This window comes from Metabacillus idriensis (genome assembly GCF_009674765.1).
GTDB lineage: Bacteria > Bacillota > Bacilli > Bacillales > Bacillaceae > Bacillus_P > Bacillus_P idriensis.
The window spans coordinates 666,719-692,285 of sequence record NZ_WKKF01000001.1; the positions used below are offsets into that span (position 1 = coordinate 666,719).

Genomic DNA, 25,567 nt, shown 5'->3' on the forward strand with positions numbered 1-25,567 from the left:
GGCTGATCTTTACCATACACTTTATTTTAATAAATATTCAATTTTTTAGGAGGAGAAAAGATGACTTTAGATAAAAAAAGAAGTACACTTGCGCTGCTCGCGTTAGCAGTCAGTGCTTTTGCCATAGGTACAACAGAATTTATCAGCGTTGGCCTGCTGCCGATGATTGCTGAGGATTTAGCTATTCCTGTTACAACAGCAGGATTAACCGTTTCTTTATATGCAGTGGGGGTCATGTTCGGAGCGCCGATTCTGACATCCCTCACATCAAATATGTCCCGCAAAACGTTATTGCTTTGGATTATGATTGTTTTCCTTATCGGTAATAGTCTTTCTGCAGGAGCTACAAGTATTGGGGTATTATTAGCCGGACGTATTATCGCAGCTCTTTCACATGGTGTGTTTATGTCCATCGGTTCAACGATTGCTGCGGATCTTGTGCCTGAGAATCGCCGCGCAAGTGCCATTTCCATCATGTTTACGGGTTTGACAGTCGCAACGGTTACAGGAGTTCCATTCGGAACATTTATAGGCCAGCAATTTGGCTGGAGACTCGCATTTATTGTCATTATTATTATTGGCTTAATTGCTCTTATTGCCAACAGCATTCTAGTGCCTTCTGATCTGAAAAAGGGCAATCGCACAACGTTTGGCGATCAGCTGAAGCTTGTAAAGAACGGCCGTCTGCTGCTTGTCTTTATGATCACAGCTTTGGGATACGGCGGAACATTCGTTGTCTTTACGTACCTATCACCGCTGCTTCAAACTGTAACTGGCTTTAAAGAAGGAACGGTAGCCATCATTTTACTTGTTTACGGAATTGCCATTGCCATCGGAAATATGATTGGCGGAAAGCTTTCGAACCATAATCCGATTAAAGCTTTATTCTATATGTTTATTGTGCAGGCAATCGTACTCTTTATCTTAGCCTTTACCGCTCCATTTAAAATCGCAGGTTTACTCACGATTTTATTGATGGGATTATTTGCTTTTATGAACGTGCCTGGTTTGCAGGTTTACGTCGTGATGCTTGCTGAACGCTTTGTGCCAAGTGCCGTTGATGTAGCATCTGCCATCAATATTGCTGCGTTTAATGCAGGAATTGCAATCGGGGCATTCCTTGGAGGAATCATTACAGACTCAATCGGTCTCATTCATACTGCCTGGATCGGCGGATTCATGGTTCTTGGCGCCGTCATTCTTACTGGATGGAGCCGTGCTTTAGAACAGAAGGATCAGAAAATAGAAGGACAAAAGCTTGCTGGATAACGTTATGAAATTAGAGGAGGAAATAAAAAGATGAACAATTTACAAAGTACAACAACCTTGCATAATGGAGTGGAAATGCCATGGTTCGGGCTTGGCGTTTTTAAAGTAGAAGAAGGACCAGAGCTTGTAAGTGCTGTAAAAGCAGCGATAAAAAATGGGTACCGCAGTATTGATACAGCGGCTATTTATGGAAACGAAGAAGGCGTCGGACAAGGAATACGCGAAGGAATAGCGGAAGCTGGTATCCGGAGAGAAGATCTATTTGTTACATCGAAGGTCTGGAATGCGGATTTAGGATACGATCAAACGATCAAAGCATATGAAACAAGCTTAGCTAAACTAGGATTGGATTACTTGGATTTGTACCTGATTCACTGGCCGGTAGAAAGCAAATATAAGGAAGCTTGGAGAGCCCTTGAAACGCTTTATAAAAATGGAAAAATAAAAGCAATCGGTGTAAGCAATTTTCAGATTCACCATTTGGAAAGCCTGATGGAAGATGCAGAAATCAAACCTATGATTAACCAGGTGGAATTCCATCCGCGTCTGACTCAAAAAAATCTGCTATCATTCTGCAAGGAGCATGGTATTCAGCTTGAAGCATGGTCACCGCTCATGCAGGGGCAATTATTGGACCATCCGCAGCTTATGGACATCGCTAATAAATACAAGAAAACAATTGCTCAAATCATTCTGCGCTGGGACCTGCAAAACGGAGTCATCACCATTCCTAAATCAACAAAGGAAGAACGGATCATCCAGAATGCTGCGATTTTTGATTTTGAGTTAACTGAAGGGGACATGGCTCTTATTGATGGATTGAATCGCAATGAACGAGTAGGACCGGATCCTGACAATTTTGATTTTTAATTGTAAATATATCTTATCAGCAGAGTTTCTATGAAGACTGTTTTTAGTTGAAAGTCTAATAAATTTTGCCGGGAATCGATCATTCAACTTTTCCGGAAGAACGATTTTAGCCGAAATCTCTATCGATTTCGGCTTTTTTTATCTGTTTATAGAATTTGTAAACGCATTAAGCGTCTTAAAAGAATAGGGTCGTTAGTTGAAAACCAAAAAGTATCAGTATGACGCTTATTAAAATAAGCATAACGAATGTAAGTCCCTGGCGAAACGTCACGGCTCGATTTAATAAAACAGATCCAAGTTTTCCGACTAAATAACCTAAACCGAATAAAAGCAATATGACGACATCTAGCACTCCAAGGACGTATATAAATTGAGATTCAAATAGCATGGAAATGAAATTATTCATTAAAAGGCTCTTCCCCTTTCTTACAAATGATCCTTTGCAATATATGTCTTTATAACCAATTTGGTGAGGGACAAAGGGAAAAAAGGTCCTTTAAGTGAAATGACGTTCTCCCATGAAGAAAATTGGACAGCATCTGATATTGAAAAAGCGGTTGGAGAGTATCATGATGGATCTGAACATAGCTGATATTTCATGTTTATGGGTTGAAAGAATCAGTTGGGACTGGTGAAGTCATTTATAAAGGATAAACCCAGTTTCAGCGGCATTGTCATGGAACAAAAAGACGCATCTCACAAGCTGTGAAATGCGTCCTTTGTTCTAATGAGATTCGTATTTACTAGCTGCTATTATCACAGATATATTTCATTAATTGGATATCTATTTATCCAATTACAATTTAAAGTTCCTGTGAAAAATTTATCTTGCCTCAAACTTAGGCTTGTATTGATTGGAGATGATGACATCATCTTCCATTAACACATAGGGATGTGTTTCCATTAAAACCGTTTTGAGATAGTCTGGCATTTTCTCTGCTTCGTATGCACAAATTAATGGGAAAGACAGCTGATTTACAGCTTCATCTACTACTTTTTCTAAATCTCCTATTATATGCAGCGGTTCTTCCATAGTGGCCCACTCTACATGTGCCCATGAACGGAAGGAAATTTTATTTTCAACATATGACTGTATTGTTTTATTAAAGTATTCAACGATTGCAGGTGGATGATAACTGCCGCTTGAATAATAGAAATCGAAGTTGTTTACAAAGTGGACAAATTCCTTTTGTTCTTTCGTCAGCCTTGTGCTCAGCTCTTTTTGAATCATACGGTAAATACGTTCATTTTCAATAAGAATCACGTAATCACCCGCGTCGATACCGTCTTGAATATAATTCAAAACCTGATCCATGTAATTTTCCATTCCATTATAGGAATACAGCACATGAACACCGCTTTTATCCTCAAATAACTGATTCAATTGGCTTTTCAAGCGTATTCACCCCACTTTTTTATATTTCCTCCATTATATTAGATTTCAATGAATAAAGGGTAAAAAATGTGGACTGCTGTAGAGAATTAGCGCTTTATTCAAAATACTAAGGCAAATAGTGGATCGATTATAAAGGCTGTTTTCGCATAGATTGTTGTTTTTCATGATAAATGTTGTCCGTTCCTTTCCGCGGGGAGCATGGGAGCCTCCTCGGCGCCTGCCTGTGGGGTCTCCCAATTTGCTCTATTTCCCGCAGGAGTCAAGTTTATCCGCTGCAATCCACTCAAGATTTTTAACATTTAGTCTAATAGCAACAATATTTACGAAAAGAGCCATTATAAAAAAATAAAAACGCCATCCACAAGGAATCGCGTTTATTTCATAAAAGAAAACCACTTAAAAAACGGGTTTTTCTTGTCGGTTATTTTTATTTCATTCATCAAAAGTTTGTCTTTTCGTTCAGCAATCCATTGATTTAATTCATGCTTATCCTGGCAGTGGGTCATGTACGTTTCTCCGCCTTTTCCGCTCGCGTTAATGACATATCTGCACGAATTATTTTTCATTTTGTCCCGCCTTTTTTTTCATAATGATCTTTAACTTTCACCTATTATAACAAGTTTAATCAAACCGTCTACCCCTAATTTAAAAATAATTTTGGTTTATTTTTCTGGAAAGCATTTCTTTCTTCTGATATAGACAGATAGTAACAGGTTTGAGTGTGAAATTTTAACCAATTGTTAACAAAAATTTACACCTAATTTCCAAATATTGTTGTATATTTATGGAGTATGTCTATTTCATTTCTCTGGGGGATAAGCAAATGTCTATTTTAACAAAGTTCTCGCTGAAAAATCGGGCAGCCATTGTGATTATGGTGTTTCTGGTGACAGTGCTCGGCGTTTATTCAGGTTCACGCCTGCCGATGGAGCTGCTTCCGAGCGTGGATGCACCGATGATCACGGTCACTACATTTGGTGAAGGAATGGATGCTGAGACGGTAACCGAAGAGATAACGGAACCGCTCGAACGTCAATTGAAAAATGGCACGTACCTGGACAGCATGACATCATCAACAAGTGAAGGAATCTCCATGATTACGCTGAATTACACATCAGAAGCTGACATGAAAGAGGCTGCTTCTGAGGCTGAAAAGCTGATTAATCAAGTTCAACTGCCGCAAAACACAGGAAAGCCTGTTGTGTCCCAGCTTAACTTCTCCATGATTCCGCTTGCCCAGGTGGCACTTGAATCTGATGAAGGTTTTTCGAAAGCAGATGAGGATCGCATTGAAGAAGAAATAAAAACGAAATTTGAAGACATAGATGGTGTATCAAGTGTCACGTTTTACGGAAAGTCCATTTCGGAGCTGTCTGTGAAAATCGATCCGAAAAAAATGAAAGAAAAGAAAGTGTCCGCCGATCAGCTGATGATGGCTCTGCAATCTCAGAATGCATCTGTCCCTGCAGGGGAAATTGCTGTCGATGGAAAAGCAAATGCCATTAGGGTGCTCGGGGAAGTAACAGATGAAAAGCAAATTGAGAATGCCATACTCGCACCTGATACGAAAATAAAAGATATTGCGGATGTTTCTATTCGCCAGTTTTATGAAGCAGATGCAAGATTAAATGGAAAAGAAGCACTTGTCTTAGTTATTTTTAAAGAAGCAAGCAAAAACGCCGTTGAAATTGGAAAAGAAGTGGACCGGAAAGCCGAAGAATTACATGCTATTTATAAAGATGACTTTTCGATCCGCACGGTTCAAAATACAGCAGAGGATGTTGAAGGAGCTGTGCTTGGCATGGCAAAGGAAGTAGCCATTGGGGCAATCGCTGCAACGCTCATCATTCTGCTGTTTTTGAGAAACATCCGAACGACCTTGATTGCGGTCGTCAGTATACCGCTGTCGATTTTAATTACCTTGTTTTTACTTGATCAATCCAACATTACGTTAAATATTTTAACCCTTGGAGGGCTAGCGGTTGCGGTGGGACGTTTAGTGGATGACAGCATCGTGGTCATTGAAAATATTTACCGCCGCATACAGTCGGAAGGCTTGTCAAAAGAAGTCATTCTGAGCGGGACGAAAGAGGTGTCCACTGCGATTACGTCTTCAACGCTCACAACAATCGCGGTTTTCCTGCCGATAGTCCTTGTTGGAGGTTCGATTGGAGAAATCATGACTCCGCTGATTTTATCGGTTGTCTATTCGATTCTTGCATCCCTGCTTGTCGCATTAACGGTAGTACCGCTGTTAAGCTTCGTCCTTTTGAAGCAGGTGAAGCAGAAGGAGTATCAGCCGTCTGCCAAGTATTTATCAATTTTAAAATGGTCGCTGAATCATAAATGGATTGTATTGGTCGCCGCACTGCTCCTATTTGTGGGTTCCATATTCACTTTCAATGCAATTCCGCAGGCAAGTGTAAACAGTCAGTCTGAATCGTTTGTGAATGTCTCATTAACGTATCCGGCTGATTACGATCTAGAAGATGCCAAGGAAAAAGCAGGGGAATTGGAGCAGGAATTATTAAAAGAAAATAAGCTCAAGGATTTGTTTTTCCAGATGGGCTCTACAGCAGAAGATGCAAAATACGGGCAGGTGTTATCTGAAAAACAAGCGAATTACTCGGTGATTTTTGAAAAAGGGAAAGATGTTGAAGCATTCCTCGATATGCTCAAGGAAATAAGTGAAGAGTATGCACCAGGAAAGATTGAAGGGTCTCAATTCTCATTTGGAAGCTTTGGCGGAGGAAATGGCATTCAGCTGAATGTGACTGCTTCAAATGAAGAAAACCTTGCAGAAGCAGGAAAGCTTGCAGCAGAAGAACTTGAGAAAATCGAAGGAATTGAAAAAGTCAAAAGCAATTACGAAGACTTGAAAAACGAATGGATTGTCAATGTAGATCAGGAAAAAGCGGGGGCACTAGGCTTAAGTCCCGTACAAATCGGCCAGCAGATCCGCGCCATGCTGAATAAAACGCCGCTTGGCCAAATCAAAGTCGGCGAAGAGCAGCTGCAAGCCGTCATTGAATACGAAGATATCGATCTTTCTACAACAAAACAAGTACTGAATACTTATGTCACTTCTCCAGTTGCGGGACCTGTCCAACTAAAACAAGTGGCTAAGATCGAAGAACGGGACATCAAAACTCAGGTCTATCATCAGGATGGAAAAGAAACCATTCAAATTTCAGGTGAAATCAGTGCCGAGGACTTAAAAACAGCAGGAATGAAAATCGATCAAATGACAAAAGAAATCGATCTCCCGGAAGGTGCAGCTGTCTCCATCTCGGGTGCGACTGAATCGATGCAGGACGATTTCGCCGATCTCTTTAAAATGATGGGCATCGCCGTATTAGTCGTCTACCTCATCATGGTCATCACCTTCGGTCAGGCAAGAGCGCCATTTGCGATTCTGTTCTCGCTGCCGCTTGCTGCAGTGGGAGGTATACTGGGACTCGTCATCTCGCAGACTCCGGTTGACATCAATGCGCTGCTTGGAGCTCTAATGCTGATCGGAATCGTCGTGACAAACGCGATTGTTCTAATCGAACGTGTCCAGCAAAACCGCGAAAAAGGACTCGACGCTAGAGAGGCTCTGCTGGAAGCGGGATCCACTCGCCTGCGCCCGATTATCATGACTGCCGTAACAACCATTGTAGCCTTAACACCAATGGTTTTCAGCGCTACAGAAGCAGCCAGTATGGTTTCCAGAAGCCTGGCCGTAGTCGTAATTGGGGGCTTAATTGTTTCAACTGCGCTTACACTCGTAGTTGTACCGGTTATGTATGAATTGCTTGCGAAAATGGGGAGAAGAAGGAAGAGGAAAAAAGATGTTGCAGAGGATGTTGGGATTTAGGAGTAAATGAACGCAGAGGTGCAGACTTTTGAGTGTGCCCTCTGTTTTTTATCAAAGATTAGGAGATGAAACTCAATATGGCACTAGAAATGAGAACAGAATGTGAAAAATGTTCTGCAAACCTTCATAACAAATCAGAAGCATACATCTGCACTTATGAATGCACGTTTTGTCATACCTGCACAGAAGAAATGGAATTTGTCTGCCCAAACTGCGGGGGAGAGCTTGTGAAGCGTCCGAGGAGCGGAAAAGCTGTGCTAAGCTGATGGCACTCAAGTATAAAAAACAAAGAACAGCGAATATCTCACTGTTCTTTGTTTTTGCTTTCTGGAAGACAAATTGACCTCAAATGATAGTCCAGGGTTTTCATCATCTTCTCATACGTAAAGACAGATGGATGAAGAAGGTGATGCAGGGCTAGTCCGTCCACTAGTGAATGAAGACGGTTTATTTCAGCTTCCATATCCAGTTCATCCTTTAACATCCCCAGTTTGCTCAGCAGCTGCAGGACCTGTCCCAAACCATCATGCATTTCTTGGTAGACATTTTCACTTAAAGGCCGGAGCTTAGTATCGACGAGCATTTTTACGGAAAAAGCCAGCCACACCTCCATTTCAATTTTTCTCTCGTCATCTGCAGGAAGCAGCTCAGAAATCGATTCTTTTACAATATCAAGCGGATTCACTTTATAAGTTTTAGCTAAGGCACGATGCCTTACCCGTTCTGACACAAGTTCCATGGAATAGGAAAGCAGCTCAGACTGCGTGGAAAAGTAATGCCGTAAAGCGCCAACCGAAAGCCCGGCAGCACTGGCAATTTTCCTTACAGTTGCCTGCTCAATACCTTCCTTGGCAATTATCTTCCAAGTTGCTTCAGCAAGTTGGATTTTACGTTTTTCATGATCAATCACTTTTGGCATATTTTTATTATAACACAGTTGTATTATTTAAAACATTTTGCTAGTATTAAATAGTACAGTTGTATTAAATAAGGGGGTTTCCGAAGTGATTGGCTGGTTAATTATAGGGTGTGAAATTGGATTTTGGGTCTTTGTTCTAGCAGGTTTAGTCGCAAGATATATATTGAAAAAGAAAAAACTTGGAGTGTTTCTGCTGATTTGTACACCTGTTGTGGATTTAGTGCTGCTTGCGGCAACCGTGCTCGATTTAAAAAACGGGGCGACAGCGACAATGGTACATGGAATCGCAGCTATCTATATTGGGATAAGCATTGCTTTCGGCCATGGAATGATCAAATGGGCAGATCAGCATTTTGCCTACCGGTTTGCAAGTGGCGAAAAACCGCCGAAAAAAATCAAATACGGAACCGAGCATGCACGACGTGAAAGAGAAGGATGGTTCCGCCATCTCCTTGCCTGGATCATTGGAGCATCTTTTCTCGGGGCCATTATTCTCTACATCAACAACGGACAGCAGACAGAACAGCTGCTTAAAACGCTTCAGCTTTGGACCCTTGTCCTTGGAATTGATTTTCTTATCAGCTTCAGCTACACCATATTCCCGAAAAAAGCACATCATGAGGGAAGAGGGATGTAAGACAAAGGCGACGCCGCTTTTCTTTGTAACATGAAACAAATTGTCGCATGCATAGGGATAAGTAAAAGCTTCTGAAAAGGGCTGATCAGTTTGAAGCGAAATCCCTATGTTCCGCTGATTGCAGGATTGAGTCTGATTTTTTTCTTTTATGCAATAGTCAATACAATTAGGCATGTGAAAGTCTATCTCGTCTACAGCTCGGGTCTTGGTCCGTTTATTATTGGCGGGTTATTGCTTGCAGTGATTCTTGTTTTGATCGTGAAGGGGAGCGGTTATAGGTGAAAAGGCAGATCATAAGGATCTGCCTTATATTATTATTCATATCTCTTCTTGAGTAAGGTTTCAGGTAATAATTAATCGGGATAAATTTTGTTTAAGATAACGTCCTTTTTTTTTATCAATAAATAAAAAAAGACCCAAAAAGGATCCATGCGCTGTCATTCATTTTATTCTTTTGAGCTTTTTTCTTCGTTTTGCTGTTTCGTGCCCTTACTTGTATAAGGCTTAAAACTCTTCTTTTTATTGGCACCAGCCTGCCAGCGATTCCAGCCCTTTTTGCCTGTTCCGCCGCCTGTCCCGCCTTTACTGCTCTTCGTTTTTGCTTTAGCTTTACCCATACGATCACTCCATTATAATTGAACGCTGAATTGCAGCGTGTTTATTTATTATTAAGAAACCATTAAATTATGCGCTTCGGTGTCTAGCTCCATCGCCCAACTCCTCGGCCAGAACGGATCCGAAAGTATTGGCAAAAAGCGCCTTTACTGGCGGATCCTTTTATGTCTGTCGGAGCTAAACGGGCGATTCCGCTTTTCTTTTAAGCGTATTAGTACTACACTACCACAAACACCAGGCCTTATGTAAAAACCGAAAATAGTTCCAATATTCGGTTTAAGTTTTACCATTCAAAGCTTCAATCACTTCATCCGCTATTTCCCATGATCCAATCGAAGCGCCTGCCGCAAAAGAGTGCCCTCCGCCGCCAAACCTGCGGGCGATGTCATCAATCGGAATATTCCTTGAACGAATTCTAACGCGGATCTCATTCGGATATTCAATAAAGAAGATCCAGATTCTAACCCGTGCCATCGAAGACAGGACATTCACAAGATTTGCCGCCTCCGCGTGATTTACCCCGTAAGCAGCCAATTTCTCCTCCGTTAAATAAATATAGGCAACCCCTTGCTCCGTCACCTTAAAAGTCCTTAAAATCGCCTCGCGTAACCGAGCAACACCGCTGCTTTTCTTATTCAGCTCATTATGAATCCGTTCAGGCTGAAAAGGAAACTTCCGCAATGCCTTAACAGCCCTCAAAGTACGCGGCGAAACAGTCCCGTTCAGCATACGTCCAGTATCCCCAATAATTCCGGCATACAAAGCCCCGGCTGCCTCTTTATTCATCCGAAAAACCTCTGGATACTCCAAAAACAAATCAACCAGCATCTCACTAGCCGAGCTGTAGGAAGGGTCGACCCATGAGAGATCGCCGTATGGTTCATGGTCAGGGTGATGGTCGATTTTTATTAGCGTCGCTCCTTTTGAAAATCGCTGGTCGCATATACGCGAAGTATCTGCTGTGTCACACACGATGACTAAAGATTCTTTGTATGCTTCATCTGGGATGAGGTCCATTTTGTTGATGAAGAGAAGACTTGTTTCGTCGTCGCCTGCGGCGTAGACGGTTTTGTCAGCGAAAGAATTTTTAAGCGTTCTCTGCAATCCTGCCTGGGATCCGATGGCGTCGAGGTCTGGGTAGATGTGGCGGTGGATGATGATGGTGTTGTGGGTTTGTATGGCGTTTACTATTCTTTTTTGTACTATTTCCAAGTTCATCATCTCCCTTTACACTTTTTAATTCTTCATTCGTTACTTTTAACGATCCTGGGAACATTAACAATATTCACTGTGATTTAATAATATAACTATCTATGATTTTCACCTAATTTTTAGAGACTTAGTAGAGTATAAAAGAAAAAGTGTTAAAAATATTGCATTTTAATTTCCACAAGTTTATCTTATACTATTATTTTACATGAAATAATAAATTTAAAATGATAAGAAATATAAGATATGTTATAATAATAGGAACAAGCGTTCGTTCTTATAGGAGATGTTATTATGAGTTCAAATTCCAAAATTAAAGTAATTGACTTGTTCGCGGGTGCTGGAGGTTTAAGCAATGGATTTGAACAAACTGGCCGTTTTGAAGTAGTTGGAGCAGTTGAATTGAACACTGCAGCAGCTAACACCTTCATAAAGAACCACAATAATAATGAGGATATTATTATTAAGTCAAAAGTGAATAATATTAGTGATATTACACAAATAAATTTCAATGAAGTTATTAGAGAGAGAGACTTAGATCCTGAAAATCTTATAGTAATTGGCGGGCCGCCATGCCAGGGATTCTCTAATGCAAATAGGCAGAAAAATTATTTGATTTCAGGCAATAACCAGCTTATTAAAGAGTTTGTAAGGGCAATACAAGAAATAATGCCAAAAGCATTTCTCATGGAAAATGTTAAGACTATGAATTCAGACACTCATAAATTCTTTGTCACAGAGCACATTGATAATACAAAATTTGCTTTTAGCTCAGAAGCTCATTTAGATGAAATTGATTCAGAACATAAATTATGGAAGAAAGACGAGATTATTTTAATTGAAACAAAGCATAAAAATCTAGAACCGCTCTTTCTTAAGGTGAGTGAACTCGAAAAAGCAGAACCAATAATCCTTCAAACCAGTGTTGTTTCCAGATTTAAGAAAATAATTAATAGAAGTAAAAAATCTCATTTCGCTTCATTGATTAATGATAAAGAACTAACTGCCGCTGAGTTGATGCGTAAAGAATTAAAGGGGTACATTGATGTGCTTTCAAATGAAGAACTGCCTCAGACCTACGGTGAGGATAATTTAGTAATTAAATCCTTAGAAGTTTTAGAGGGAATTATTGAAGGTGAAATAAGCAGTAATAGATTCATAGAGAATTTTGAACCTCTATTAGACTTAAATACATTTTTGTTCCATTTAAAAGAATTGAAAGATGAAAAAATAGTCTATAACAAGTTATATCTTGATTATGAAGCTAAACCTGATTATCTAATAATTAAAGCTCAAGTGAAGTCGTATAATATTGTAGAATATCTTGAATGCATGTTTAAATATTTGGGATATTCAATTGATAAAAGTATTCTTACTGCTTCTAACTTCGGAGTGCCTCAGAAACGAAACCGATTTATGATGCTTGGAGTTAAAAGAAGTTATTTAAACGGTAAGAATGTGGAAATCTCTAATTCAAGCAGTATTAATTATGATTTTTCAGCAAAAGATGCAATTGAAGATCTCGAAGGAATTGAACCTCAAAAGAATTTTAAATATGATCCTATTCCATATAAATCAGATGATACAAATCTAACACCATTACAAATCTACTATCGAAGAGATATTGATGGAAAAGAACTTTATAATCACGTAAATACAAAAAGTAATGAATTAAGCATAAAAAGATTTAAAGAAATTAAAAACTTAAAGGGAAAGAATTTTCATAATTTATCTGATGAGCTCAAAACAACTTATGCAAATACAGATCGGACACAGAACACAATTTATTTGCGTCTAAATTATGATGAACCCTCACCAACTGTTGTAAATGTAAGAAAATCAATGTGGAATCACCCAAAAAATGCTGTTGCAATTAGTATTAGGGAAGCTGCAAGACTTCAGTCTTTTAAAGATGATTTTATTTTTTACGGTTCAAAAGACCAACAGTATCAGCAAGTTGGAAATGCTGTTCCTCCTTTAATGGCTAGAGGTGTTGCAGAGCAATTATTAAGCTTAATTGGTGATGCACCTGAGAATCCTATGAATGAGGAATTTGAAGCAGTCACTAAAATAGAGAGTAAATGCTGAAAATGCATTTGCTCTTTTTTTATTTATAAAATAAGTAAGTAGTGTTATGTAAAATTTTTGATATAATTACATAAGGAAATATTACTAACGAACGGGGCTTGAAAATGGAAGTTGTAATTACACAGCCATCAGCCGCACCTGTAATCCAAGCGCTGAGGTCAATCGGATATAATGCAAGCACTGCAATAGCAGATTTAGTAGATAATTGCCTGGATGCGAAAGCTGATAGTATAAATATTAATTTTTCATATGATCAAATAGATTCAATGATTACAATTATTGATAATGGCAGCGGAATGAACGAAGAAATGTTGCAGACAGCAATGAATATAGGTTCTAAGGACCCGAGAAATAAAAGGAATGCAAACGAATTAGGCAGATTTGGCATGGGTTTAAAGACAGCTTCTTTTTCACTTGGAAAGCGCTTAAGTGTAATTACAAAACATGAAGGTGTTTATTCTGAAAGATGCTGGGACCTGGATCATGTTTCCAGCTGTAATGAATGGCAGCTTTTCATTCACATTCCCTCTGATGTAAAAGATAAAATGGGAGAGATAGTTGGGGAAAATGGCACAATAGTTTGTATAGATAAATTGGATAGATTTATGGGACATGGCAGATCGATCATTAGGGAGAATACATTTTATAATAAAGTAGCAAGAGTTAATAAGCATTTAGAATTTGTATTCCATTCAATTATTGAAAATAGCGGTATCGAAATGTTTATTAATGGAAGGAAAATAGTTCCTTGGAATCCTTTTATGATCTCTCATGAATCAACAATTGAAGGTGAAATGCAAGTAATTAAAATCAATGATCACAAAATAAGAGTTAAATATTACATACTTCCGCACGCATCTAATTTAAGTGAACCGGAATATAAGAAAGCTGGCGGTTATAAAGGCTGGCGTGATCACCAAGGATTGTATATTTACAGAGAAAACAGACTCCTCTATTTTGGTGATTGGATGGGGCTATTCCAAAAAGATGCAGCTTCTCAGCTTGCTAGAATAAGAATTGATATACCAAACGCAGCAGATTCAGATTGGCAAGTTGACATTAAAAAATCAGGTATAAATCTACCGGAAGAAGCAAAAAAAAGATTGGAAACGATATCTGGAATTGCCAGAAAAGTTTCTCGGGATATTTTTTATTTTAGAACTCAAACTCCAGGAGGAGGAAGCGTCTCATCTAATGGAAGCCTAAACACATGGGAACAATCAGGAAGAGAAGATGGACCTCAATTTATTATAAACAGAAATCATCCAATTCTTTCTGAAATTTTTAAAAATGTTGATGAAAAAAATGCCAAGTTATTGAACTTATATTTAAAATTCGTTCAGCTTGGTTCTCCCAGCAATATCATAGATTCGCCTAAAGTACCAGAAGAATCACTTCAGGAAGTTTCAGATACGGATAAAGAGCTTGTCATCCAATTAGCTTCTACAATGTTATCTATCGGTATCGCAGATAATGAAGAGCAGCTGCTTAATACTCTCATAACTCAGCCTGCTTTTGATTCGATGAACCGTATTACTTTAAAAACTATCCTAATGGAGGCGGAATTAATTGACTGACCTTAATAGCAAGAGCTTGTTTGAACAAACATTCAGTGCAAATTATCATTTCATGAAGGGTGTTTTCCCCGATGAGAATGAGGCAGCCGAACAGGCACTTGAATTGGCAAAAAAAGTGGTTAAGGGAAAGTTTGCAAATGAAGATCACGAATTTGAAAAATGGTCTTTTGAAATGCTGATTAAATATAAAGTTGGTGCCGTTATTGTTAAGCCATCAGTTATTCGTTTAGATCCTGTCAAAGGATGGTACCAAAGCAGCATGGTTGCAAGTTCCTTTTTTTGGACAAGATACCGTGAATATCTGAACAAAATTAAAAAATGGCCTATTGATGCTGTACAAGCTATAGATTCTACCACTAATGAAATAATGAGCTCATTGGGAGACCCAAGATCGGCAGTATCATTTGATAAACGAGGGCTTGTACTTGGCTATGTACAATCTGGAAAGACAGCTAATTTCACAGGTCTGATTAATAAAGCTTACGATGTTGGATACAAACTAATCATTGTTTTATCAGGTATTCATAATGATCTAAGGGCCCAAACTCAAATAAGATTAGATGAAGAGGTCATCGGAAGCAGAACGGATAAGAATGGCAATCCGATTGGTGTAGCCCAAATATATAAAAATACTTCAGATCAGATCATTTCCTCTTGGACAGATGCAGAAAGAGACATTAACTCAACTTTTACTGGTGTAAGAAACTTGAATTATCCTACACTTATGGTTGTAAAGAAGAATAAAAACGTCCTGGAATCTCTAAGGGACCTGCTTATTTATCACAGAGATCTTCATAACCTGGATATCCCCGTACTGATCATTGATGATGAAGCTGATCAAGCATCAGTTGATACTTCTAATCCCGATAAGAATGAAGATCCCAAAACAATCAACAGGCTTATTCGCCAGATTATCGAAGTATTTAACCGGAAAGCTTATGTAGGTTATACTGCTACCCCTTTTGCAAATTTATTAATAGGTATGGATCAAAAAACTTCTGATGAAGGATACGATCTTTATCCGAAAGATTTTCTTGTAGGCCTTCCTAAGCCAGAAGAATATTGCGGTCCTGAAGAATTTTTCAATGTTTATGAAAATCCGGAAGATTCAAGACCTAGTTTAATTCGTGTATTAGGGACAGAAGACATTGAAACTTTTAGTGTCCTTAAGAAGAAATCAGATGCAGAGAAATTTGAAGAAGTTCCTCCCCAAATGAGAGAAGCAATCATGATGTTCCTGCTTGTAATAGCAATCAGAAACATAAGAGGACAGCGCAAAAAACATAATTCAATGCTTATCCATACTTCGCGTTTTAAAGACGTCCAGTCTACAGTAAAAGACGAAGTATCCAGAACTTTCAATACTATTTCAAGACAGATCCAATACAACTCAAATAGCAGCATTATAAATGAAATGAAAGAGCTGTACGAAAAAGATATTTTAACGACAAGCAGCGAATGGTCACTTGATATCCCTGAATTCACCTGGAATGAAGTGTATGAAGAGCTGCGTGAAACGATTGAATTTGTACAAGTTTTTGAAATTAACGGAAACAGCAAAGATGCCTTAGACTACCATCAATATAAAGAAGAGGGGCTGCATGTAATTGCAGTTGGCGGGGACAAGTTATCACGAGGACTAACATTAGAAGGATTAAGTATAACTTACTACTTCAGAAACACCCTTATGTATGACACTTTGATGCAGATGGGCAGATGGTTTGGATATAGAAAAGGATATATGGATTTATGCAGAATTTATACATCGGATGAGATTGCTTCTAATTTTGAGCATTTGGCTATTGCCATGATTGAACTTAGAAAGGAATTTGATAGGCTCGCAAAGCAGGGAAAAACCCCCGCTGAATACGCAGTTAAAATGCTTGCGCATCCATTCATGACTTTGACCAGTCCTTTGAAGATGAGGAATGCTGAGCTGTCTACGTATATTTATGGCGGGACACTGCAACAAACGAGACTTTTTGACACCAATGAAGACTTTTACAAGAACAATATGGATGCTACGGCAAACCTAATTAATGACTTATCCTTAGATAGAAAAAGAATGGGTTCTGGAAAGACTAATTACTACGTAGCTTCAGATGTTTCGTCTGATACGGTAAAAGAATACTTGGCAGCTTACAAAACATCCTCAAATGCTGAAAAAGTAGACACGGCTAAAATATATAACTATATAGATCTGGCAAATGAAAAATCTGAACTGATTAATTGGACAGTTGCTGTCGTTGAAGGTGATCCAGGTGATCGTACAAAGGCAGGAAAGTACCCTGTAAAACTTGGGAAACTTGAACTTGATTCAGCTGTAGCACGTGGAGTGAAAGTTGACCCTGTTAAAAATAATGCGGATAAGATTGATATAAAAGCAATAGTAACGCCTAGTCATGAGTTTATAGATATAGATTATTCAGATATGAAAAACATAAAGGATAGGGATGAAAAGAGAAGGCTGCGTTCTAAAGAAAATGGATTATTGCTTATTTATCCTCTTAATCCCACAGTAGATGTCTTTAAGAGTCTGAATGTCCCATTCTCAGAGACGCTTGTACCATTAGGAATCGCTTTCTCATTTCCTGGAACTGAAATTGACGATAAAGAAGTTTACCAAACAAATAAGACTGTTAAAGGAGAATAATTTGTGGTAAACCTAAAAAATGAATTTGAACAGATGACAATGGAACTTAATGAAAAAGAGCAAAGTGAGATCTACAAACTTAAAGTATTAACAGCTGAGAAACCATTTATCTTTGCAGGGATGGATTCAGCAAACTTAAGCAGACAGCTCTATATCGATCTTGGCGAGGAAACTTGGGAAGCTGATCAAGTTAATTCTCTTCCCAAATGGCGGGGTATTTCTATTGAGATTGAATACTTTGAAAAACTTTTTCTCTTGAAAAAACACTATTTCCTAGTATTAAAGCAAGAAGACGATAAGGGAACCGAAATTTTCGAAGTAGTGCTTCAGAACTTAGTAGACCACTTAATTAGAGAAAATAAAGAAGACCAATCATTGTTTTCATCTGTCTTTAAGGTTTTGGACAGATGGAGAACCTTTTTCCAGCGAGGAGGATATAAGCGTCTTTCTGATGAACAGCAAAGAGGATTATTTGGAGAACTTTGGTTCATTAATGATTGGCTTGATAAAAATCCAGGACAGCCTCCGCTGGTAATAGAGCAATGGGAAGGTCCTACTAAAGGACGCATTGATTTTAAAAACTCTAAGTGCGGACTTGAAATAAAAACCGTTTTGGATAAGATAAATAAATCTATAAAGATTTCAAGTGAGAATCAATTAAAAATCAGTGAATCAACTTCTGTGCTATATATATACGTCTGCTTTTTAGAGCAAAGTAAAACTCATGGAAGAACGCTTCAGGATTTAGCATCAGAAGTTCGAGAGAAAATTGCACACAGATCAGATAGAATAGCATTAATATATAATGATTTCTTAACGGATATTGGATTCAGAGAAGATGAATATGCGGATTCCTTCTTTTTTGTGGAAAAAACAGAAGTTTATGAGGCTGGAGAAGGCTTTCCGCGCATTATAAAAGAAGATCTGCCCGTGGGAATTTCAAACGTCAGTTATAATGTAGATTTGTCTCATTGTATAGAATTTGAAATAGACAAAGATGAAGTAGATAAATATTTTAGAGTGGATGGGTAGTAATGATAGAAAACAGACAAAGAAGTGAATTTTTAAGAGAGTTTATAGAAGAAATTGAGGAAAGAGCCAGTAAAACTGGGAGTTACCAAATTCCATTCCTTGAAAAGATGCTCAAATTTATGGATAGAGATGACGAACCAGAAATCTTAGTTCCCCCATTTACTGATACAGCAAAAAATATTGCTGTAAATGGTTATTCATATAATGAAGATACGGATACTTTAGATCTGTTTGTAACAGATTATAATTTTGAACAAAATGAAGAAGAATTTCTTACTATAAATAGAGCATCTTTAACGGATATAGGAAATAAAGCTAAACGTTTTATAACTAATGCGAAATCTCTGACTAACACAATTGATCGTTCATTAGAATCATATGATTTGGCAAAAATGATCTCAGAGAAAACAGCTCCAATAGAAGAAGTTAATATCTTTATTGTTACGAATATGTATTATACTGCCAATAAACCTATTGAATTGTCGATTCCTGGTGTTCAATCTGTAAACATTCAGGTTTGGGATATTGACAGAGTTCAGCAGCTGATAACTTCTGAACAGGGAATTCAGTCAGATTATATCGATTTTGAAAATGATTTAGGAGAAACATTTGAAATGATGTTTGTTCCTGATCCGATTCAAGGAGGAACAAAGAACTTCGATTGTTATGTGGGTTATATTTCAGCAGAGCTTTTAGCGAAAGCCTATGAAGCTTGGGGACCAAAATTGGTTGAACGCAATGTAAGATCTTTTTTACAGGCAAGAGGCGGAACGAACAAAGGAATAAGAGATACTCTGAAAAACCCTATTCAGCGCAAAATGTTTGTTGCTTACAATAATGGTATATCTACAGTGGCAAAAGGCGGGACGTTTGAAAGAATTCAAGATGGTTTAAATGTATTTAAATTCAGAGGATTAAATGGATGGCAAATTGTTAACGGGGGCCAGACAACAGCTTCTATTCATCAAGCCTATAAAGATGGAATTGATCTTAAAGATGTCTACGTTCAGGCTAAGTTAACGATCCTTCAAGTCAATGAAAACCGCACGGCAGATCAGCATTTACTGGAAGATGAAATGGTATCTAAAATCTCAGAATATGCCAACACTCAAAACAAAATTAATAAATCAGATCTTCTTGCCAATACAAGATTTATGTCCGAACTGGAGAAATTTTCACGTAATATCTGGATTCCAGTTTATGATGGCCGTAAGCCTGAAAGCAAATGGTACTTTGAACGTGCAAGAGGACAATATATGGTGGACATTAACCGCAGAAAACGGGGAAAAGAACAAACCGACTTCAAAAAGCAGTATCCAAAAGACAAAGTGCTGGCAAAAGTAGACATAGCAAAACACTTTATGTCTTGGGAAGGTTTTCCTCATGTATCAAGTAAGGGCGGGGAAGAAGCTTTTAATAAATTTATGGAGTTTAATAAGAGTTTCTGGAAGACTGAAAATAACACACAAGCTAAAATGACTCTTTCTGTCTATCAAAAGCTTATTGCGAAAACAATAATTAACAAACGAGTAACAGAAATTATTGATGAGATGAAATTAAAGGGTTATAAAGCAAATGTAATTTACTATACTACATCAATGTTAAGCCATTTATACAGTGAGAAAATTGATTTAGTTTCAGTCTGGGAAGAGCAATCTTTGTCTGATAAGTGGGATGATGTAATAAGAACAATTGCGGACAAAACACTATATTATCTTAAAGACTCTGCTGGAGAAAGAAATGTTACTCAGTGGGCTAAACAAGAGGCCTGCTGGATTCAGTATAAAGAAAGCTGTTCAAAAGAGCTTAATGCATTAATATAATCATAATAGAAAACCCTTCGTTCGCTTTCATTATGAACGAAGGGTTTTCTTATCGATTTTAGCAGCATTTAATATAAAATCCTCAATGCTTTTTACAGTAGCATCAAAATTTTTTTTTAAATCATGTTCCCAAACTCTAAGAATATTCCAGTCATTCGCTTTATAATATTTATTTACCTCAATATCCCGTTCTGTATTTCTCTTCAACTTTTTTGACCAATATTCATAATTGGATTTTGGCATGTTTCCATGTATAGGGCAGCTGTGCCAAAAACAAGAGTCGATAAAAACAACAACTTTGTATTTTTTTATAGAGATATCTGGCTTGCCAAATAATTTTGCATTTTTCCTGAATCTTATGCCTCTGTGCCAGAGAGCTTGTGTAACTTTATTTTCCAGCTTAGATTGAGATTTTATTGCTTTCATATTTTTAGAACGCTGTTCTGCTGTTATTCTTTCAGGCATATTATCACATCCTAGAGTTACTAGTAATAAATATACCCAAATTCATAACTAACGAATACACTCTGATTTATGTATACCTTAAATGTAATTTATTGGTTTTATTATTTAGTTAATTTGTTATTATTAATAGAGTTTAAAAAATATAGAGAATTTTAAGGGGAAAATACTATGGCATTAATTAAAGCTAATTCTGCAGAAAAATTAATTAAATCTCGCAATAATATTCATAAAGAAGTTGATTGGACTTACACTAATTTTAAAGTGAATGATAAAAAATACTTTCAAATTGATACATATGGTTCTAATGACAGGGAGATGAAAGGGAAGATAAGTCAATCTTTTCAAATCGATAAAGAAGCAGCTGAATTGTTAATAGATGTATTAAAAAGAGAGTTCGATTTATAATCGAAAAATGAATAAGGTGAGTTTATGCCAACCTATAACAAACTAGTCCGACACCGTATTCCAGAAGTAATCGAACGTACAGGAAAATCATTCAACACAACAATATTATCGAAGGAAGACTACATAAAAGAATTGAAAAAGAAAAGCTATGAAGTTGGTTGGGTGAAATTCATACTATTAAAACTCTCTATATTGAAATATCTATGAAATTTGATTCATTCTAAATCATATTTCCTCGTGCTAAGATCGAAATGGAAATATATGAGAAGAGAGGGGCGGTTGTTTCTGAATGCAGTCTATGAAGCTGATACTCTGATTTCTGCGATGGAAAACCGTGCAAATCAATATAAAGATTTAAGAGAACAACTTCTGGTTTTAAAAAAGACGTTCCAGGGAATCTCAAGTTCTGGCAATGAGTTTCAAGGAGAAGGAGCTGAAGCGATCAAAAGCTTTTACCAGGAACAATCAGCACTCGTGGATGAATGGCTTACGTTCATTGACATGCAGATTGCATTTTTGCGTGGAGTCGCAGCTGAGGCTGAGGAGTTTAAGTTATCAGGACATACATATGTGGACATGGATTTTTTGGAAAGTGATTTATTAAAGGGATACAGGAGATCGAAGGACTTGGTGTCTGACCAGAAACAGGACTTAGACAACATTTTGCGCAGCATTGATGACCTCGTCACCCTTCAGTCTTTTCAAACTGACACATTCGATTCCTACATAGACAAGGCAGAAAAGGAACGAAAGGAAACGATTGACAAAGTGAATGAACTTAATGAAAAATTGACCTATGAATATCAGCAATCAGAGACAATTCAAGAGCACATAAGAAACAGATTCGAAGCATTGAACCATGCAACCCGTCGAGGCGGAGAGACATCTCCAATCTGTTTTGATGCAAAAGCTTACTATAATAGCGCAGCTTATAAAATGAAAGACAGCGTCCAGCATCAGGCAAAATCCTATCTTTCTTTTAAAAAGGAACAAGCTGAAAAAAGGAAGATCGAGAAGCTGCAGAAAGAGCTGGAGACTCCTAATTTATCTTTAGATGAGTATTTGAAGATAGCGGAGGATCTTGGAGAAGAGAATTTGACGGCTGAACAGAAGGAGATAGTCGGTCTGATAAAAGCAAATAAACAGCAGGGAGAAATTCTAAAAGGTGTTGGAGCGGGGTTTATGGGAATTCACTAAGGACACCGCTACAGGATTATGGAATGTTCTAATGACGCCTCCTGAACAGGTTCTCTATGATATGGGAGCTGCTGTTATCAATTACGATGAAACATACGCTCAAATAAGCTCAGCCATCGCAAGTTCCTATGAACGTGATATGGTTAACGGAAACGATTATACTAGAGCCAGATGGGTCACTTATGCGATTGCCACAGTTGGTACTTCTCTCGTTGGCACAAAAGGTGCCGATAATGTAGGCAAAGTTGGTTTTGCCGCTGGGAAAAAGACTTTAAAGAATGTGGGAGACGTTGCTGCGAATAAGTTAAATGCAGTAAATAATTCTAGTAATTTTACACCTAAATATAGTTTTGCTGGTGGATTTGAGGGAGTTCCTTATAATGTGGTTGATTCGAATAATCTCAAAAATCAATTGATTACAAAAGCTGCTGCATTTTCTTTTAAAGATGATCATGGCAATATTAAAACCATTAATCTTAGGATGGGGCATTTGAAAAATGATGTTCATCCAATAACAAAAGTGCCATATGATAAAGACGGATTTCCTATTTTTGAAGTGAAATATACTTTATACTTAGATAAGAAAGACTTTATGAAAGATCGAACACCTCAATTTAAAATTCTAAATAAGCAACTATATAATCAAGTAACTAATAATCCTCATTTAATTAAAGAACTTAAATTAGATGAAGATGACCTAATTGATTTAAAAGCAGGTAAGACCCCTGAGAAGTATACATGGCATCATCATCAAAATCCAGGAAGAATGGAACTGGTAGATAGTGAGATCCATTCAAAAACTGGACATACTGGTGGACAAAAAATATGGGGTAAAGACTCTGAGTAAGGAGAAATGACATGCAAAAAATAGATTGGCATAAAAGAAAAACTTTTAAAAAAGCTTCAGAGCAAGAAATCACTTTTGTCGAAGAAATATTGTCTATTAATTTTCCTCTAGACTATAGAGACTTTATTAAGGAGCATAATGGCTGTTCACCATTAGATAAGGATGTAGTTATCATTAACTCATTTAGAGAGACACTTAATTACTTATTAAGTTTTGGGGATGATAACAGGCCTGTCGATATTTTAAGAACCTATGAAAATATTAAAGATAGACTTGTAGATAATGTGATTCCATTTGCTAATGATCCAGGTGGCAATATGTTTTGTTTTGATTTTAGAGAACAAAAATATGAACCTGTCATTGTTTTTTGGGACCATGAAGAAGCTTATGAAGATCCTAATGGAGCTTTAACTTATGTGTGCTCGGGTTTTACAGAACTTATCAATTCATTACAAGCTTTTGTAGAGGAAGATTAATCATTAATCATTATTCCATATTTATTGATAGAAACCACAGAGAAAAGGTGCCGGACTCCCAGTTAAAGCAACAGGGATCAGGCACCTTTTTTTGCAGCTCGCTGCTTGAGCAATATGGGTAGTGGTTCATGCAGTGGGAAAGTTCACATTTAACTCCAATTCATTTAGAAACCCCGCCAATTATTTTCAAAACCTCTCCAATAAAATTTCAAACCCCATGAATTAATGACAAAACCCTGCTAACACTCATTAATAACAAACTTCATATACTTCAAAGCATCATTTCTTCTCTTAATCATCGAACTATATAGAGAGAACTTATTCCCATTCCGAATGCGTAACGCTTCTGTGATGATTTGGTGATACTCCTCAGGAACCGTTCGCAGCGCATATTCACCAGCCCCCACTTTTGATGTGATATCTTCTTCTCTAATGGAGTAAAAAAGCCTTGTCACACCAAGTACTCCCCACTCGATCATGCTGCCGCTTACATATAGGCCCGGAAATTGGAGTGATGTGAGACGTTCACAATCCTTCACCCAGTTAAGCCAATAACCATTGATGTTTTCAACCAAGTTCGTTTTCAAGTGCTTCCAATCTGCGGGTAAGTTATACGTTTTGATTGGAAGTCCTTTTATTGTGATGCCGTACGTCTTTAGTTGATAAGCATCAATCCAGTTTCGTCGGAAAGGCCGGTACATCTGGAGTTTGCCTTCATTAAAATAAGGACATGAGGACTCCCTTGTGTTTCGTCCTTCTAAATCTTCTCGCGTCACATACATGCCATCTAAACTCGGCGTTGAAAATTGTTTTTTCATTTCTTGATGAACCTGTTTTAAGACTTCAACATCAGTTTCTGTCAGCTTTTCTTTTACAACTCCATAAAAGTCCAAGTCGCTTACTCCCTCTTGATAAGCACCTAATGAAACGGATCCAGACAGATAGAAAGATTCCAGCACGTTTGGCAGTCTTGCCTCTAACATCTTCAAGTAAGCGTCAACTACTTCCTTCACATCTTTTGGTATATGGTTTCGTTCATTCGTTAATTTGGGTTGTGACATCGTTGTTACCCTCGTTTCATTTCTTTCTTCCAATAACACATTCTGCCTTTGTAAATATTCTCCACTAGCAGGATAAGCACCTCTTTACGTATTGACATACAACTAAAAGGTGTTATATTCTAAACGTACAACCAATTGGTTATATAAGAATGGTAGGAGATGAACGTTTATGGCAACATTACCGGATATTAAACAAACCGCGATCTTCAATGCACCGATCCAAAAAGTGTGGAATTCTGTATCAACAGCGGAAGGCATGTCAGTTTGGTTCATGCCAAATGACTTTAAAGCTGAGGAAGGATACGAGTTTCATATTCAGTCTCCATTTGGTCCTTCACCGTGTAAAGTGTTGGTGATTGATGAGCCGCACACGCTTTCCTTTGCATGGGATAACGATGGCTGGGTGGTAACGTTTCTGTTAGAAGAAAAAGGAGATCAGACAGAGTTCACCTTGATTCATAGCGGCTGGAAAGAAGACGATGATGTGATTGGAAAAGCGAATGAAAAGAGTTCGGTTATTCGCGACCGCATGAATGGCGGATGGGTTGGTATTGTTAATGAAAGACTAAAAAAGGCAGTTGAGGGCTAAGTGGCGGCACCGGCAGAAAAATACGATGTCTTTAAAGCAATCGCTGATCCAACAAGACGTGAAGTATTGAGGCTGCTCGCAGAAAATGAACGGCCGATAACAGAAATCGCTGAACACTTCGATATGAGCCGAACAGCTGTGACAAAACACCTTCAGATATTGACGGAAGCTGAACTAATATCCGGCAGAAAAGAAGGTCGTGAAAAGATCTACCGGCTGCACCCCGAACCGTTAACTGAAGTGAAGCAGTGGCTCTCTTATTATGAGAAGTTCTGGGAGAATAAGTTGTCGATGCTGAAGCATTTAGTTGAAGACAATAAGTAAGAAAAAGAGGTTCGTTCAAAGGGATTTCTTCCTTTGAACGAACCTCTTTTTCTTAATAGATGCTTCGGGCTTTTTTGTCAGTCTCTCTTCATTCATCATTTGGGTTCAAAATCGCCATGATCCCTCCCATGAGTGGGAAAGTTCACATTTAACTCCAATTCATTTAGAAACCCCGCGAATTATTTTCAAAACCCCTCCAATAAAATTGCAAACCCCATGAATTAATGACAAAACCCTGCGAATTAATGTGAATATT

25 protein-coding genes are annotated in these 25,567 nt (G+C 37.9%); 17 read left to right on the plus strand and 8 right to left on the minus strand.

The genetic code is table 11. From position 1 onward, the window contains the following. Nucleotides 1–60 precede the first annotated feature (60 nt). Both GJU41_RS03310 and GJU41_RS03315 read left to right on the plus strand, forming a co-directional pair. On the plus strand, nucleotides 61–1,269 hold the full coding sequence (locus GJU41_RS03310) for an MFS transporter (protein ID WP_154318002.1): 1,209 nt from the start codon (nucleotides 61–63) through the stop codon (nucleotides 1,267–1,269). 30 nt (nucleotides 1,270–1,299) lie between these two features. Then, entirely contained in the window at nucleotides 1,300–2,139 is an 840-nt protein-coding gene (locus GJU41_RS03315) for an aldo/keto reductase (RefSeq protein WP_154318003.1), read from the plus strand. Nucleotides 2,140–2,314: 175 nt separating this feature from the next. Here GJU41_RS03315 and GJU41_RS03320 read toward each other — a convergent pair whose 3' ends face one another. From GJU41_RS03320 to GJU41_RS03330, 3 genes are all read right to left on the minus strand, one after another. Then, on the minus strand, nucleotides 2,315–2,545 hold the full coding sequence (locus tag GJU41_RS03320; RefSeq protein WP_070876890.1) for a hypothetical protein: 231 nt from the start codon (nucleotides 2,543–2,545) through the stop codon (nucleotides 2,315–2,317). Between the two features lie 417 nt (nucleotides 2,546–2,962). After that, nucleotides 2,963–3,535, minus strand: a complete 573-nt coding sequence (locus tag GJU41_RS03325; protein ID WP_154318004.1) for an MEDS domain-containing protein — start codon at nucleotides 3,533–3,535, stop codon at nucleotides 2,963–2,965. A 374-nt stretch (nucleotides 3,536–3,909) separates the two neighbouring features. Then, the gene (locus GJU41_RS03330) at nucleotides 3,910–4,101 is read right to left on the minus strand and encodes a hypothetical protein (protein ID WP_070876888.1); all 192 of its coding nucleotides are present in this window, start codon (nucleotides 4,099–4,101) and stop codon (nucleotides 3,910–3,912) included. Between the two features lie 257 nt (nucleotides 4,102–4,358). On the opposite strand from GJU41_RS03330, the gene GJU41_RS03335 reads away from it, so the two are divergent. Next, nucleotides 4,359–7,394 carry an efflux RND transporter permease subunit gene (locus GJU41_RS03335; protein ID WP_154318005.1) on the plus strand — a complete coding sequence of 1,012 codons (3,036 nt, stop codon included), beginning with the start codon at nucleotides 4,359–4,361 and terminating at the stop codon, nucleotides 7,392–7,394. A gap of 89 nt (nucleotides 7,395–7,483) precedes the next feature. Continuing rightward, complete coding sequence (locus GJU41_RS03340) at nucleotides 7,484–7,660, plus strand: DUF1272 domain-containing protein (protein ID WP_396653200.1); 177 nt, start codon at nucleotides 7,484–7,486, stop codon at nucleotides 7,658–7,660. A 38-nt stretch (nucleotides 7,661–7,698) separates the two neighbouring features. On the opposite strand, the gene GJU41_RS03345 is transcribed toward GJU41_RS03340, so the two are convergent. Further along, on the minus strand, nucleotides 7,699–8,313 hold the full coding sequence (locus tag GJU41_RS03345; RefSeq protein ID WP_154318006.1) for a TetR/AcrR family transcriptional regulator: 615 nt from the start codon (nucleotides 8,311–8,313) through the stop codon (nucleotides 7,699–7,701). A gap of 85 nt (nucleotides 8,314–8,398) precedes the next feature. Between GJU41_RS03345 and GJU41_RS03350 the strand changes: the two genes are divergently transcribed. Together GJU41_RS03350 and GJU41_RS03355 are read left to right on the plus strand one after the other, a co-directional pair. Beyond that, nucleotides 8,399–8,950: a hypothetical protein gene (locus GJU41_RS03350; RefSeq protein WP_170292704.1), complete on the plus strand. Its 552-nt coding sequence runs from the start codon at nucleotides 8,399–8,401 to the stop codon at nucleotides 8,948–8,950. Between the two features lie 90 nt (nucleotides 8,951–9,040). Beyond that, nucleotides 9,041–9,232 (plus strand): hypothetical protein, encoded by a 192-nt coding sequence (locus GJU41_RS03355; protein ID WP_154318008.1) that lies wholly within the window; start codon nucleotides 9,041–9,043, stop codon nucleotides 9,230–9,232. A 164-nt stretch (nucleotides 9,233–9,396) separates the two neighbouring features. Here GJU41_RS03355 and GJU41_RS03360 read toward each other — a convergent pair whose 3' ends face one another. Together GJU41_RS03360 and GJU41_RS03365 are read right to left on the minus strand one after the other, a co-directional pair. Continuing rightward, nucleotides 9,397–9,567, minus strand: a complete 171-nt coding sequence (locus tag GJU41_RS03360) for a DUF3934 family protein (RefSeq protein WP_083328213.1) — start codon at nucleotides 9,565–9,567, stop codon at nucleotides 9,397–9,399. A gap of 274 nt (nucleotides 9,568–9,841) precedes the next feature. Next, nucleotides 9,842–10,777 (minus strand): DHH family phosphoesterase, encoded by a 936-nt coding sequence (locus tag GJU41_RS03365; protein ID WP_170292705.1) that lies wholly within the window; start codon nucleotides 10,775–10,777, stop codon nucleotides 9,842–9,844. A gap of 291 nt (nucleotides 10,778–11,068) precedes the next feature. On the opposite strand from GJU41_RS03365, the gene GJU41_RS03370 reads away from it, so the two are divergent. From GJU41_RS03370 to GJU41_RS03390, 5 genes are all read left to right on the plus strand, one after another. Then, nucleotides 11,069–12,862: a DNA cytosine methyltransferase gene (locus tag GJU41_RS03370; RefSeq protein WP_154318010.1), complete on the plus strand. Its 1,794-nt coding sequence runs from the start codon at nucleotides 11,069–11,071 to the stop codon at nucleotides 12,860–12,862. A 104-nt stretch (nucleotides 12,863–12,966) separates the two neighbouring features. Continuing rightward, entirely contained in the window at nucleotides 12,967–14,439 is a 1,473-nt protein-coding gene (locus GJU41_RS03375) for an ATP-binding protein (RefSeq protein ID WP_154318011.1), read from the plus strand. Further along, the gene (locus GJU41_RS03380) at nucleotides 14,432–17,092 is read left to right on the plus strand and encodes a Z1 domain-containing protein (RefSeq protein ID WP_154318012.1); all 2,661 of its coding nucleotides are present in this window, start codon (nucleotides 14,432–14,434) and stop codon (nucleotides 17,090–17,092) included. The genes GJU41_RS03375 and GJU41_RS03380 overlap by 8 nt, the downstream gene beginning before the upstream one ends. A 3-nt stretch (nucleotides 17,093–17,095) precedes the next feature. Next, nucleotides 17,096–18,124, plus strand: coding sequence for a PD-(D/E)XK motif protein (locus tag GJU41_RS03385; protein WP_170292706.1), 1,029 nt, complete (start codon nucleotides 17,096–17,098; stop codon nucleotides 18,122–18,124). Nucleotides 18,125–18,126: 2 nt separating this feature from the next. Next, nucleotides 18,127–19,947, plus strand: a complete 1,821-nt coding sequence (locus GJU41_RS03390) for an AIPR family protein (RefSeq protein ID WP_154318013.1) — start codon at nucleotides 18,127–18,129, stop codon at nucleotides 19,945–19,947. Between the two features lie 30 nt (nucleotides 19,948–19,977). Here GJU41_RS03390 and GJU41_RS03395 read toward each other — a convergent pair whose 3' ends face one another. Next, entirely contained in the window at nucleotides 19,978–20,412 is a 435-nt protein-coding gene (locus tag GJU41_RS03395) for a very short patch repair endonuclease (protein ID WP_154318014.1), read from the minus strand. Between the two features lie 168 nt (nucleotides 20,413–20,580). Here GJU41_RS03395 and GJU41_RS03400 point away from each other — a divergent pair, with 168 nt between their 5' ends. From GJU41_RS03400 to GJU41_RS03415, 4 genes are all read left to right on the plus strand, one after another. Then, nucleotides 20,581–20,817 carry a methionyl-tRNA formyltransferase gene (locus tag GJU41_RS03400; RefSeq protein ID WP_154318015.1) on the plus strand — a complete coding sequence of 79 codons (237 nt, stop codon included), beginning with the start codon at nucleotides 20,581–20,583 and terminating at the stop codon, nucleotides 20,815–20,817. 279 nt (nucleotides 20,818–21,096) lie between these two features. After that, the gene (locus GJU41_RS03405) at nucleotides 21,097–22,014 is read left to right on the plus strand and encodes a ribonuclease YeeF family protein (RefSeq protein ID WP_170292707.1); all 918 of its coding nucleotides are present in this window, start codon (nucleotides 21,097–21,099) and stop codon (nucleotides 22,012–22,014) included. Nucleotides 22,015–22,045: 31 nt separating this feature from the next. After that, nucleotides 22,046–22,861 (plus strand): HNH endonuclease, encoded by an 816-nt coding sequence (locus tag GJU41_RS03410; RefSeq protein WP_154318017.1) that lies wholly within the window; start codon nucleotides 22,046–22,048, stop codon nucleotides 22,859–22,861. A gap of 11 nt (nucleotides 22,862–22,872) precedes the next feature. Continuing rightward, nucleotides 22,873–23,337, plus strand: coding sequence for an SMI1/KNR4 family protein (locus GJU41_RS03415; protein ID WP_154318018.1), 465 nt, complete (start codon nucleotides 22,873–22,875; stop codon nucleotides 23,335–23,337). A 239-nt stretch (nucleotides 23,338–23,576) separates the two neighbouring features. Here the strand turns inward: GJU41_RS03415 and GJU41_RS03420 are convergent, their stop codons facing one another. After that, complete coding sequence (locus tag GJU41_RS03420; protein WP_154318019.1) at nucleotides 23,577–24,398, minus strand: aminoglycoside adenylyltransferase domain-containing protein; 822 nt, start codon at nucleotides 24,396–24,398, stop codon at nucleotides 23,577–23,579. Nucleotides 24,399–24,567: 169 nt separating this feature from the next. Between GJU41_RS03420 and GJU41_RS03425 the strand changes: the two genes are divergently transcribed. Then, on the plus strand, nucleotides 24,568–24,987 hold the full coding sequence (locus GJU41_RS03425) for an SRPBCC family protein (RefSeq protein ID WP_154318020.1): 420 nt from the start codon (nucleotides 24,568–24,570) through the stop codon (nucleotides 24,985–24,987). Further along, nucleotides 24,988–25,311 (plus strand): ArsR/SmtB family transcription factor, encoded by a 324-nt coding sequence (locus GJU41_RS03430; RefSeq protein ID WP_170292708.1) that lies wholly within the window; start codon nucleotides 24,988–24,990, stop codon nucleotides 25,309–25,311. Nucleotides 25,312–25,567: the final 256 nt, after the last annotated feature.